This window comes from Acinetobacter lwoffii, assembly GCF_052078135.1.
GTDB lineage: Bacteria > Pseudomonadota > Gammaproteobacteria > Pseudomonadales > Moraxellaceae > Acinetobacter > Acinetobacter lwoffii_Z.
On record NZ_JBQGUZ010000010.1, the window covers coordinates 22,285 to 35,178 of the forward strand.

12 protein-coding genes are annotated in these 12,894 nt (G+C 46.2%); 1 reads left to right on the forward strand and 11 read right to left on the reverse strand.

Annotated elements, in window-relative coordinates; all coding sequences use genetic code 11:
• From nuoL to ndhC, 11 genes are all read right to left on the reverse strand, one after another.
• On the reverse strand, positions 1-1,896 hold the full coding sequence (gene nuoL / locus ACTL4S_RS08320; protein ID WP_441299146.1) for an NADH-quinone oxidoreductase subunit L: 1,896 nt from the start codon (positions 1,894-1,896) through the stop codon (positions 1-3).
• Complete coding sequence (gene nuoK, locus ACTL4S_RS08325; RefSeq protein WP_004280769.1) at positions 1,893-2,201, reverse strand: NADH-quinone oxidoreductase subunit NuoK; 309 nt, start codon at positions 2,199-2,201, stop codon at positions 1,893-1,895. The genes nuoL and nuoK overlap by 4 nt, the downstream gene beginning before the upstream one ends.
• Positions 2,201-2,719, reverse strand: a complete 519-nt coding sequence (gene nuoJ, locus ACTL4S_RS08330) for an NADH-quinone oxidoreductase subunit J (RefSeq protein ID WP_441299184.1) — start codon at positions 2,717-2,719, stop codon at positions 2,201-2,203. The genes nuoK and nuoJ overlap by 1 nt, the downstream gene beginning before the upstream one ends.
• Entirely contained in the window at positions 2,719-3,261 is a 543-nt protein-coding gene (nuoI, locus tag ACTL4S_RS08335) for an NADH-quinone oxidoreductase subunit NuoI (protein ID WP_005097919.1), read from the reverse strand. The genes nuoJ and nuoI overlap by 1 nt, the downstream gene beginning before the upstream one ends.
• Before the next feature lie 16 nt (positions 3,262-3,277).
• Positions 3,278-4,285: an NADH-quinone oxidoreductase subunit NuoH gene (nuoH, locus tag ACTL4S_RS08340; protein ID WP_441299147.1), complete on the reverse strand. Its 1,008-nt coding sequence runs from the start codon at positions 4,283-4,285 to the stop codon at positions 3,278-3,280.
• Positions 4,286-4,288: 3 nt separating this feature from the next.
• A complete protein-coding gene (gene nuoG / locus ACTL4S_RS08345; protein WP_180086397.1) occupies positions 4,289-6,967 on the reverse strand; it encodes an NADH-quinone oxidoreductase subunit NuoG in 2,679 nt (892 codons plus the stop codon).
• 11 nt (positions 6,968-6,978) lie between these two features.
• The gene (nuoF, locus tag ACTL4S_RS08350) at positions 6,979-8,310 is read right to left on the reverse strand and encodes an NADH-quinone oxidoreductase subunit NuoF (RefSeq protein ID WP_441299148.1); all 1,332 of its coding nucleotides are present in this window, start codon (positions 8,308-8,310) and stop codon (positions 6,979-6,981) included.
• A complete protein-coding gene (gene nuoE / locus ACTL4S_RS08355) occupies positions 8,307-8,816 on the reverse strand; it encodes an NADH-quinone oxidoreductase subunit NuoE (protein ID WP_441299149.1) in 510 nt (169 codons plus the stop codon). Before nuoE ends, nuoF begins: the two co-directional genes overlap by 4 nt.
• Before the next feature lie 14 nt (positions 8,817-8,830).
• Positions 8,831-10,618, reverse strand: a complete 1,788-nt coding sequence (gene nuoC / locus ACTL4S_RS08360; RefSeq protein WP_004732074.1) for an NADH-quinone oxidoreductase subunit C/D — start codon at positions 10,616-10,618, stop codon at positions 8,831-8,833.
• Between the two features lie 91 nt (positions 10,619-10,709).
• Positions 10,710-11,390, reverse strand: coding sequence for a NuoB/complex I 20 kDa subunit family protein (locus ACTL4S_RS08365; RefSeq protein ID WP_004280778.1), 681 nt, complete (start codon positions 11,388-11,390; stop codon positions 10,710-10,712).
• Between the two features lie 6 nt (positions 11,391-11,396).
• Complete coding sequence (gene ndhC / locus ACTL4S_RS08370; protein WP_004280779.1) at positions 11,397-11,942, reverse strand: NADH-quinone oxidoreductase subunit A; 546 nt, start codon at positions 11,940-11,942, stop codon at positions 11,397-11,399.
• A gap of 572 nt (positions 11,943-12,514) precedes the next feature.
• Between ndhC and ACTL4S_RS08375 the strand changes: the two genes are divergently transcribed.
• Positions 12,515-12,871, forward strand: a complete 357-nt coding sequence (locus ACTL4S_RS08375; protein WP_005247904.1) for a hypothetical protein — start codon at positions 12,515-12,517, stop codon at positions 12,869-12,871.
• Positions 12,872-12,894 lie beyond the last annotated feature (23 nt).

Consider the following 12,894-nt stretch of genomic DNA (forward strand, 5'->3'; position numbering starts at 1 on the left):
TTATTTCCCCACGACCTGAATCACGATCAAGATCATCAGTAGGACAACGACACCGAGCCCCATACTAGATGCATATTCACGCAGTGAACCGGTTTGACGTGAACTTGTAAAGCTGTGACCACCTTTAACAAGTGCAGGAAGTACCAGCCATAGGCCATCAATTGGATCACGACCAAAGATTTTCGCGAACAATAAATATGGCTTCACGAAAATGATGTCATACAGCGTATCGAAACCTAATGCATTACGGCAGATATTGACCAAGCCAGCACCTACAGAAGTGGCTGCAAAACGTTTGACTGCATTGTAAGCAAAAGCGAACAACACGACACCCACTGCAAGACCTGTTAACGCAACTGCGATTGCGATGTATTCAGCACCATGTGCACCTGCTTCAAGCGCTTCAGGAATAATGAAGGCTGGAATTCGTGCAGCATCCAGAATACTCATTACCGGTGCTTTCAGGACGATCGCCAGACCAGTTGAAAGTACAGCAAGAATCGCAAGTGGCGCCCAGTAAGTTGCACCTTTGATTTCATGATAAGGCGTGTTTTCTTTGCCGAAGAATACAACCCAGATTAAACGGAATGTATAAATAGAGGTTAAGAATGCACCTGCAACACCTACCCAGTACAGCGTGTTATACACTGGTAAACCAGCAATATGACTTTGCGTCCAGACTGCAGCAAGAATCGCGTCTTTTGAGAAGAAACCAATGGTCAGGAATGGAATCGCTGCCAATGCACCGCCACCAATCGCGAAACATGCAAACAGGAATTTGTTCTTGTAGAACAGACCGCCCATCTTGAAGATGTTTTGTTCGTGATGGTAAGCCAGAATCACCGCACCAGACGACAAGAACAATAATGCCTTGAAGAATGCGTGAGTCAGCATATGGAACAGACCTGCCTGGTATGCTTCAGCACCTACCGCCATAAACATATAACCGAGCTGACTCATGGTTGAGTATGCCAGAATACGTTTGATGTCGGTTTGAACCAGTGCAGCAAAACCAGCCACAAGCAAGGTCACCGCACCTGTGATCGAAATAAATACCATCACTTCTGGTGCAAGTTCAAAGACTGCGAACAGACGGCAGCACAGGTAAACACCGGCTGTTACCATTGTTGCAGCATGGATCAATGCAGAAACAGGTGTCGGACCTGCCATCGCATCGGCTAACCATGTTTGTAACGGGATCTGTGCAGATTTACCTGCCGCACCCAAGAATAAGAGCAATGCTGTCCAGATGGTCAATGAAGAACTTTGGGTCATTACAGTCGCTGCATTTTCAACGATGTACTGAATGTTCAAGGTACCGAATTGCTGGAAGATCAGGAACATGGCAATCAGCAAGAATACGTCACCGATACGGGTCACGGTAAATGCCTTGATTGCCGCCAGACCGTTTGCAGGGTTCTGGTAGTAATAACCGATCAGCAGGTATGAACACAGACCTACGCCTTCCCAGCCCAGGAACAATAAAGCCAGGTTATCGCCCAATACCAGCAACAACATGCTCGCAACGAACAGGTTGAAGTAAGAGAAGAAACGTGCGAAGTCTTCTTCACCGCGCATGTACCATGATGCAAAGATGTGAATCAAGAAACCCACACCTGTCACCATGCCCAGCATCAATAAAGACAAGCCATCCAGCTGTAAGCTGATGCCCGGAGCAAAACCGCCAACACTGAACCAGGTCCAAAGATGTTGCACAACTGCAGTTGAACCATTATTCACAAAGTCCATCCCTGCAATCAGTGCGAACAGTGCAGATAAACCGACTGCACCGACACCAATCATCGCTGCAACAGATTCCGGAAGCTTGTTACGCCCCGCCGCTAACAGGACAAAACCAATGAGCGGAAATAAAATTGTTAGATATAAATAACTCATCCGCGCATCTCACTAGCAGCATCCACATCCAGGTGATGGAAGCGATGATAGAACTGAAGGACGATCGCAAGACCAATACAAGCCTCTGCCGCAGCAAGCGTCAGGATCAGGATAAACATGATCTGACCATCTGGCTGTGCCCATGCACTGCCCGCCAGGACGAACGCTAAAGCAGCAGCGTTCATCATGATTTCAAGGCTCATTAAAATAAATAGTAGGTTGCGTCGCACCATTACACCGTAAAAACCCAGTGCAAAGAGAATAGATGCAACGATCAAACCATGCTCTAAAGGGATGTTGCCCATTATTCTTTTTCCTCTTCTGCATCTGGTTCACGTTTACCCAAATGGAATGCAGCTACCAAGGCAGCAAGCAATAACATCGCGGCAACTTCAACCAACAACAAGTATTGCGTAAAGAGTGCTTGACCCACTGCTTTCGGGCCCACCATTTCTGTACCCATTACCAGTGAAGCTTGTGTGTAATCAGAGTTTAATACCCATACCAGCACCAAACCGATCAGGAAGCTCATCAACGCCGGATAAGCCCAAGCCGATGAAGTCAACCATTTACGTTCTTGTTCAACGGTCTGCTCACCCAGGTTCAGCATCATTACCACGAACACGAACAACACCATGATCGCGCCAGCATAGACAATAATTTCGAGGGCAGCCGCGAACGGCGCACCAACGATCATGAACATGCCTGCAACAGCAAGCAAGGATACGATCAGGCTTAATAAAGCATGTACCGGATTCGCGTTAGTAACAACGCGAACCGTAGAGACAATGGCCACGAGGGCCATTAAATAAAATGGCCACATCATGGTAATAGACTCCGTACATCAACAGGTGCACTTTCACGCTGTGCTTGACCTTTGTCCTTGCCTGCAACTGCCATACCGGTTACACGGTAGAAGTTATAGTCAGGATATTTACCAGGACCAGAAATCAGCAGGTGTTCTTTTTCATAGACCAAGTCCTGACGAACATATTCACCGAGTTCGAAATCCGGGGTCATTTGAATGGCTGTGGTTGGACAGGCTTCTTCACACATACCGCAGAAAATACAACGTGAGAAGTTGATACGGAAAAACTCCGGATACCAGCGACCATCTTCACGTTCTGCTTTTTGTAATGAGATACAGCCTACCGGACAGGCAACCGCACACAGGTTACATGCGACACAACGCTCTTCGCCATCAGGGTCACGCGTTAATACAATACGACCACGGAAACGTGGTGGCACGATTTCTTCGGCCGGCACTTCTGGATATAAAATCGTGTCACGTTTACGCGTTACATGGCTAAACACCATCCAAAGCGAACGAACAATCGATCCAAATCCAGCTAGAAATTTAAACATTTTGTTCTCCCTGCCCTTACCACAAGATCACGGCACCAGTCACCAACAGGTTGACTAGAGCTAATGGCAAGCAAATTTTCCAACCAAAGTTCATTACCTGGTCATAACGTGGACGCATTAATGAACCACGTGCCAACACGAACATCATTACAAAGAATGCTGTTTTGATAATGAACCAGAATGCTGCTGGAAGGAACGGAATTTCAAGGTTGAATGGCGCTAGCCAGCCACCGAAGAATAACGTCACGATTAAAGCAGAGATTAGTACTACGTTGACGTATTCCGCAACGAAGAACATCCCCCACTTCATGCCGCCGTATTCGACATGATAACCTTCAGCCAATTCCTGTTCTGCTTCTGGTTGGTCAAATGGATGACGATGCGTTACCGCAACACCTGCAACCACGAAGATCAGGAAACCCAGGAACTGAGGAATCACAAACCAGACATCTTTTTGCGCTTCAACGATTTCACGCATGTTGAATGAACCGGCAATTGCCACTACACCCATCAACGAGATACCCAAGAACACTTCATAAGAAATGGTCTGAGCCGCAGAACGTAAACCGCCCAGTAAGGCATATTTGTTGTTTGATGACCAGCCACCGAACAGGACTGCATAAACTGCAATACCCGCCATTGCCATAAAGAACAACAGGCCGATGTTCATGTCTGCTACACCTAAATAAGGTGATACAGGAATAACCATGAACGACAGCACCGCAGTTGCCATCGCAACTGCTGGCGCCATACGGAACGTCAATTTGTCAGCAAACTTAGGTGTCCAGTCTTCCTTGAACATGATTTTCAGCATGTCGGCAACAATCTGGAACATACCGCCCGGACCAACACGGTTCGGACCATAACGGTCTTGCCACAAGCCGAGTAAACGACGTTCAATAAAAGACATCAACGCAGCGATCAGTACTACAACCAGCAAGATCACAATCGCTTGAATGACTGAATAGGCAATTGGCCAGTTTTCAGCCCACAACGGCGTTTGACGGATTAATTCTTGTTCCATGAATTACACTCCTACCGCGACTGAAACAGGCTCTGCAAGAGATACCGTCGGTGCCAGACCGATTGGGTAGCCAATATAACCTGTCGGTAAATATTCAATCACTTGAACTGGAAGAACGATTGACGTCTCACCTGCTTTCACCGTGATTGTCTGACCATCTTGAACATTCAGGCGCGCTGCATCCTGCTCACCCACTGCAAATACCGCTTCAGGAATACGTGTTTCCATCGCTGGTGTTTTGATGGTAAATTCACCTGAACCAAAAATATGGTGCATCGGTACTAGACGGAAGCTTTCAGCATTGACCAGAACAGGTGCCGGTGCAACGAATGTACGTGCCGGACGTTTTGCCAAACGGTCGAATAAACGAACGCCTGAATCACCACCTTTCAGTGAACCACCCACAGTTTCCTGGAACTTGTTCCAAGCTTGTGGCGAGTTCCAGCCTGCAGACCATGCAAATGGAACCAGTGGAGATGGAGTCTGGTCTCCGACATAACCTTCCATCGAGAACGTTAATGCAGAGTCTTTATCTGTAGGCTGTTTCGGCTCATGTACAGACAATGGCGAACGCATTGAAGTACGACCTGAGTAACGACGTGGTTCACGTGCCACTTTCAAGCCATGAACACGGAAGCCCGCATCAGGTGCAACATCCAGAATGCCTTCAAGCGCAGGAACGTTTTTCGCCACTGACTCGATCACATCATCCAGTAAAGTCCAAGAAATCGCTTTGCCTTTTACGCCTGTTTCCAGAGCGTGTAACCAGCGCCAAGATTCCTTGATCGCCAATTCAGGATTGTAGTAGCTTGGGTCATACACTTGGTAGAAACGTTGTGCACGGCCTTCTTGAGAAACGACAGTACCATCACCTTCAGCAAACGATGCAGCAGAAAGTACGATGTCGGCTTTTTTCACTGTTGCAGTTTCAGAGTGATCCAGTACGATCACATCTTTACCTGCAAGTGCAGCATCGACCTGTGCAGCAGGAAGACGACGGTAAAGGTCGTTTTCAACCACAATCACAGTATCGTAATCTTGTGCAAATGCTTGCTCTAGGCTTTGACCACCAAAGATTGCCATACCCATCGAGTTCACTTCAGGAACCGTCAAAGTCAGACCTGCATTACCCAGATTCTGTGCAACTTGTGCAGCAGCTTCCATAATGGCAGGATCTTGCAAGCTTGTACCCGAGATAATCAGTGGTTTCTTCGCAGCTTTTAAAGTGTCCGCAATGGTTTGTGCAAATGCTTTGGCATCGTCATCTAAACCAAGAATCGTTTCACCAGCAACTGCTGCAGCAACCGCAAAACCTAAACGCGCGATGTCGTTTGGAGAAGCAACCACTTCACCTTCGGCAACATCAGACAAACGGGTTTGTGTCGCAGCCAGGATGTAAATCGGAGATTTTGCATCTTGGGCAATACGTTGTACCGGCTCAGCTAACCATTCTTGCGTACGGCGCTCTGCCGCCATCTCTTTGCCTTTATTTTTCGCAGCCTGGCGAACAGATAAAGCCATACGTGGCGCAGTTTGGGTCAGGTCTTCACCTAAGATCAGCACTGCATCGTAGCTTTCAATTTCACGCATGTTCGGGTTGTAAACACCCTCGGTTTGCATGATAGAAGCTGCCAACTCAACCAGGTTTTGCTCTTTTTGAGACAGACCTGTAGAGAAGTTCTCTTGACCCACCAACTCACGAAGTGCGAAGTTTGATTCAAGTGATGCACGCGGTGAACCAATACCTAATACTTTTTTGCCCTGGATATTTGCAATGACCGTGTCTAGTGCTGCATCCACTGAAACAGTTTCAACAGTTGCACCTTGACGGAATTGTGGTTGACGCGGTCGGTCCTCACGGTTCACATAACCTGTACCGAAACGGCCTTTGTCGCATAGGAAGTACTGGTTGACTTCACCGTTATAACGGTTTTCTACGCGGCGAAGTTCGCCATAACGCTCACCCGGAGAGATGTTACAACCTGAAGAACAGCCTTGGCATACGCTTGGCGCATACTGCATGTCCCATTTACGGTTGTAGCGAGCCGAATGAGTTTTGTCGGTGAATACACCTGTTGGACATACTTCAGTCAGGTTGCCCGAGAATTCAGACTCTAAAGTACCTGATTCAGGACGACCGAAGTACACACGTGATGCGTTGGCATACACGCCGAAGTCCGTACCACCTGCGTAGTCTTTGTAATAACGCACACAACGGTAACACGCGATACAACGGTTCATTTCGTGGGAAATGAATGAGCCAAGCTCCTGGTTGTAATGGGTACGTTTGGTGAAACGGTAGCGACGACGGTCATGCTGCGTCATTACAGTCATATCTTGTAAATGACAGTGACCACCTTCTTCACAGACTGGACAGTCGTGCGGGTGGTTGGTCATCAAGAATTCAACAATCGAAGCACGGAAATCTTTGGCTTCTTTGTCTTCAATCGAGATGTAGGTATTGTCAGATGCAGGCGTCATACATGACATGACCAAACGGCCACGCGTATCTTCTGGATTCGCGTACTGGGTCACGGCACATTGACGGCAAGAGCCGACAGAACCTAAGGATGGATGCCAACAAAAGTATGGGATATCAATGCCAAGACTCAAACATGCTTGTAGCAAGTTTTCCGAGCCGTTGACTTCATACGATTTGCCATCGACATGAATTGTAGCCATAGTCGAATTCCTTAAGCTTGTTCTACGTTGCTGGTTTGAGCGGCGGCATTCACAACCTTCGCTTCAAATTCGCCACGGAAATATTTGAGTGCGCCCATAAGCGGCTCCATTGCACCCGGTGCGTGGGCACAGAAAGTTTTACCAATCCAAAGCTTACGAGTCAGTTCTTGTAAGTGATCGATATCTTCTTTCTTACCTGTGCCATCTTCCAGTGCTTTCAGCGCTTTCACAGCCCAAGGTAAGCCATCACGGCAAGGCGTACAGAAACCACATGATTCGCGTGCAAAGAATTCTTCTAGGTTACGTGTCGCTGAAACCATACATTGGGTTTCATCTACCACCATCAATAAGCAAGTTCCTAAACGCGAACCTGCTTTCATGATGCTTTCCGCATCCATAGGAAGATCAATATGCTCGGCAGCCAGGAAGTCAGTTGATGCACCGCCCGGTAACCATGCTTTCAGTTTCAAACCGTCGCGCATACCACCAGCATATTCTTCAATCACTTCACGTGCTGTCGTACCAAATGGAAGCTCCCATAGACCCGGGAATTTTACCTTACCTGAAGCACCATAAATTTTGGTACCTGGATCTTTCGACTTACCCGCAGACAAGTTGATATACCATTCAGGACCACGCAGCATGATTGCCGGTAAGTTGTTGTAGGTCTCTACGTTGTTGACAATCGTAGGACGACCCCAAGCACCTGCAACTTGCGGGAATGGTGGCTTAGTACGCGGGTTGGCACGACGACCTTCTAGCGAGTTAATCAATGCAGTTTCTTCACCGCAGATATAACGACCCGCACCGGTATGCACGTGTAACTCGAAGTTCCAGCCTGTACCAAGGATGTTATCCCCTAAGTAACCTTTGGCACGAACTTGCTCAAGTGCTTCATTTAAGTACTGAGCAGCTTCGATGTACTCGCCACGGATAAAGATATAACCATGTGTTGCTTCAAGCGTATAACCCGCAATCAACATCCCTTCGATCAATTGATGCGGAAGATCTTCCATCAGCAAACGGTCTTTAAAGGTACCTGGTTCCATCTCATCGGCATTACAAATCAGGTAACGTGGACCTGAATTGTCATTTGGCGCCATCAAAGACCATTTAATGCCTGCCGGGAAGCCTGCACCACCACGACCTTTAACAGTCGCTGCTTTAACCACTTCCAATACATCTTTAGGCGACATGGTCAGTGCTTTTTTAAAGCCTGCATAACCTTCAAGCGCTTCGTAATCATCTGCATTACGTACGTTGGCTTGTTTGCTTAAACGCCATGTTAATGGATGCGTTTCCGGGTTACCGTCGCCATAAATTGGTTTTGGTTCAGTATTCATACATACTTCTCCAACAGCTGTTTCACCGAAGTCACTTCAACCAGACCATGCGTGTCTTCATCAATCATTAAGGTTGGACCTTTGTCACAGTTGCCCAGACAGCAAATTGGCAGCAAAGTAAAACGACTATCTGCAGTCGTTTGACCAAACTGAATGCCTAATTCGCGCTGGAATGCTTCTGCCAAAGTTTCCGCACCCATCAAGAAACACGCAATCGAATCACATAACAGAATTACGTGACGACCGACCGGCTGACGGTAAATACGGTTATAGAACGTTGCCACACCTTCAAGGTCTGCAACGCTCATGCTGAGCATTTGTGCGATGGCATTCATTTGCGCATCATCTACCCAGCCATTACGGCGTTGTACACACTTCAGCGCATCTAGACACGCTGCACGTGGGTATGGGTAGTGCCCCATGTGATGTTCGATATCGTGAATTTCGTCCGCAGTCAAAATTCCTTCAACATTCACACGTGGCTTTTTATCAGTCAAAATCATCATAATGCGTTTACCCCTTAGCGATCCACGTCAGCCATTACGACGTCAATGGTCGCTAAATAAATGATTAAGTCAGACATTAAGCTGCCGTTAATCACAGAAGGCATTTGCTGTAAATGCGTGAAGGTTGGTGTACGAATACGGGTACGGTAACTCATGGTTGACTTGTCTGAAGTCAAGTAGTAGTTCGACGCGCCTTTCACCACTTCCGCCATCACAGATGCTTCACCCGCCGGCATTACAGGACCCCAAGATACACTCAGGAAGTGCGTAATCAAGGTTTCAATATCTTGTAATGTCTTGTCTTTTGGTGGTGGAACAGCCAGTGGATGGTCTGCTTTATACGCACCAGACGGCATATTATCTAAACATTGTTTGATAATTTTCAGTGATTCTTCAATTTCACGGTAGTGAACGATGACACGTGCATAGGCATCGCCTTCGTACTCCACTGGCACTTCGAAGTCGTAATTTTCATAACCGCTATATGGGCGGTATTTACGTACGTCAAAGTCGATACCTGTAGCGCGTAGACCTGTACCTGTTACACCCCAAGCCAATGCAGATTTTGCATCGTATTGCGCAACATTACGGGTACGACCCACAAATACTGAGTTTTTCAGCGCTGCAGTATGATATTCCTTCAAACGTTTCGGCATCCAGTCCAGGATTTCACGAATCAGGTGCTGCCAGTTGTTTGGAAGGTCGTGTGCGGTACCACCGATACGGAACCATGCCGGATGCATACGGTAACCGGTGATCGCTTCAATTGCGTCATAGATTTTCTGACGGTCAGCAAACATGTAGAAGACTGGCGTCATACCGCCGGCATCCTGAATCGCAGTACCAATGAACAGCAAGTGGTTATTGATACGGAACAGTTCAGACATCATCACGCGGATACATTGCGCACGGTCAGGTACAGTAATACCCGCCATTTGCTCTACGCCAAGCACGTAAGGCATGTTTTGCGCACAACCACCGAGGTAGTCGACACGGTCTGTATACGGAATGAATGAATGCCAGGTTTGACGTTCAGCCATCTTTTCCACACCACGGTGGTGATAACCGATGTCAGGCACACAGTCTTTCACTTCTTCACCGTCCAGCTGCAAGATCACACGGAACGCACCGTGCGCAGATGGATGGTTCGGACCCAAGTTCAGGAACATGAAGTCTTCATCGGCATTGCCGCGCTTCATACCCCAATCTTCAGGGACGAAACGAAGATGTTCCTGTTCGTAGTCCTGTTTGGCTTTATCTTGCAAATACGGCGTATATTCAGTCGCACGCGCAGAATATTCTTTACGTAGCGGATGACCTTCCCAATAGGTTGGCAACAAGATACGACGGAGCATTGGATGCCCTTCGAAATTGATCCCGAACATATCGTAAGCTTCACGTTCGTACCAGTTGGCATTTGGCCAAATATTGGTTGCCGTCGGAAGATTCAAATCGCTTTCAGCTAAGGCAACTTTAATACGAATGTCAGTATTACGCTCGAGCGACAACAGGTGATAGAACACGGTGAAGTCAGACGCAGGTAAACCGTCGCGGTGCGTACGCAGACGCTCATCTACCGCTGACAGGTCGAACAACATCACGTAAGGACGTGAGACTGTACGCAAGAACATTAAAACTTCTTGTACACGTGCGCGCTCAACCCAGACTGTCGGGAAATCCTCGAAAGTCGTTTGCACAAAGAAGTTCTCACCAAATTTGGTTTTGAGTTCTTCAATGATGGCAAATGCTGGGCGTGAATCAACAGGCGTTGATTCTGGCATAGCAATGTCAGTTTCAGCCATTGGCTTGGCTTCCTATTTAATACAAATTCAGTCAACCTAAACGACAATTACACCCATAGCGGGTGCACAACAAAACAACCTGTCGTTTAAATTATTTAATTTCATCCATAGAGCGTAAGTTCTTCACAGCAACACGCTGGTCTTTCTTACGGTCACGTTCCGGCATCATCTTTGGCTTATACACTGGCTTAAGATCATCACCGATCACCGCAGAAAGCGGACGACGCTCTAGTTGAATCTGGTCTTGCAACAGCATCAATGCCTGAATCAAAGCTTCAGGACGTGGTGGGCAACCTGGAATATACACATCGACCGGGATGATTTTATCCACACCTTGTACGACTGAATAAATATCGTACATACCACCTGAGTTGGCACATGCACCCATTGAAATGACCCATTTTGGTTCAAGCATCTGTTCGTACAGACGCTGAATTACTGGCGCCATTTTTACGAAGCAAGTACCCGCTACAATCATTAAGTCCGCCTGACGCGGTGAAGCACGGATAACCTCGGCACCAAAACGTGACAAGTCATGCACGCCGGTCAAGGTCGTTGCATATTCTACGTAGCAGCAAGATGTACCAAAGTTAAATGGCCAAACTGAGTTTTTACGACCCCAGTTGACTGCTGTATGTACCACATCCTCTAAGCGAGTCATGAATACATTTTTATTCACTTCTTCTTCTAGCAACGGATCTTCTACAACAATACGTTCCTGAAGTGGATATTGGTCAGCATTCGGATTCGCACGGGTTAATGTATATTTCATCCCGTCTTACTCCTTATCAGATAATTGAGTTTGTGACTTTTTCACAAAACCAGATGATTGAGCCGGGATTTGACCCGTTGGATCCATCACCAATTCTTCAATCGAGTTGAAGCGCGTAATTTCTGCAAGATCCATATTTGGCGAACCAATCTTAGCTTTAATTCCTGCTGCCTTACGTCTGTCTGAAGGTGCCCAATTGAGTGCGCCTGTCGATAATTCGTAAATCAAACCAACAAGTAAAACTATGATAAAGATAGCTGCAGTTGCAAAACCAATCCAACCTACCTCACGAACAGAAACTGCCCATGCATATAGATAAAGTGCTTCTAAATCAAACACCACAAAGAAAATTGCAACTAAATAGAACTTTGCAGACAAGCGGATACGAGCTCCACCTGCGCTAACTACACCTGACTCAAACTGCTCCTGCTTGGCACGGCCCCATGATTTACCCCCGAGGAGTAATGGGACAGTCAGCATAAAGACGCATAAAAATGTAACGCCGATCACGAAGGCAATAATTGCCCATTCGTATGGAGTAATAGCACTCATGCGGGGATAACTCCTGGCAGGCCTATTTGTTAACAAAGAATGTATGTATTGGCCTTCAAATACACCAAACACAAAATTAATCCCGCCAATTGTACCTGATTTTGGATTTCACTTGCTAGTTTATAAGCCTTAGTCTTTGGGATGATTTTTTAGACATTTCAGCATTTAATTTGACTTTAATCATTCAGAATTCGTTTTAATCGTTTTCCTAAATTAAATTTTAATTATCTATTAATTTTTTTGTAAATAGCGCTACCAGAAAATAGACTGATCGATGAGCTGCTTTTCTCGCCCACCCATTTAGATATAGTCCTTTTCACGATTGAATCCAAGTTAAATCGGATAAAAACTTATTTTAACAACTATTTTTCAGTCCAAACCATTTGATTTAACTTGATATTTAATGTGATTTTTCAAACTTAACGGTTGATTTACCCCCTGCAGCCGCTTGCTAATCTTAGATTCACAATTGTGTCTTTTTGCAACATGCTCAACGGACTGATTCAGAATATGTTATTTCTATTTCTAAATCACATCATGACATTAATAAAGTAACAATAAGGAGTCCTTGCATGTCTCTACGCTTCTCTCATCGGCCTAATTATTTTTTATTTGCTCAATTACTGGTTCGACATATAGAAAATTACATCCAGAAAAATCCTAACATAAGCCAGGCAGCTTTTGACTTACGCGATATCCATGCACTTTTTCAAGAGGACCACGCTTCTTCCAGCATCAATTTGGATGGCATTATGAATATCGCTGACGAATATAAAGTCGAAACGTTATCAGGCGACCAGAAACTGATTCAGCGCTATAATGTCGATGCGAAAAATACCAAACTGTTGATCGACTTTAACCCTGAAGCGCTACAAAGCTTAAAAGAGGGTAAATCACTCATTGAACCTGATGCGACCATTCAGGAATAAAAATCGCTCCCAATAAAAAAACG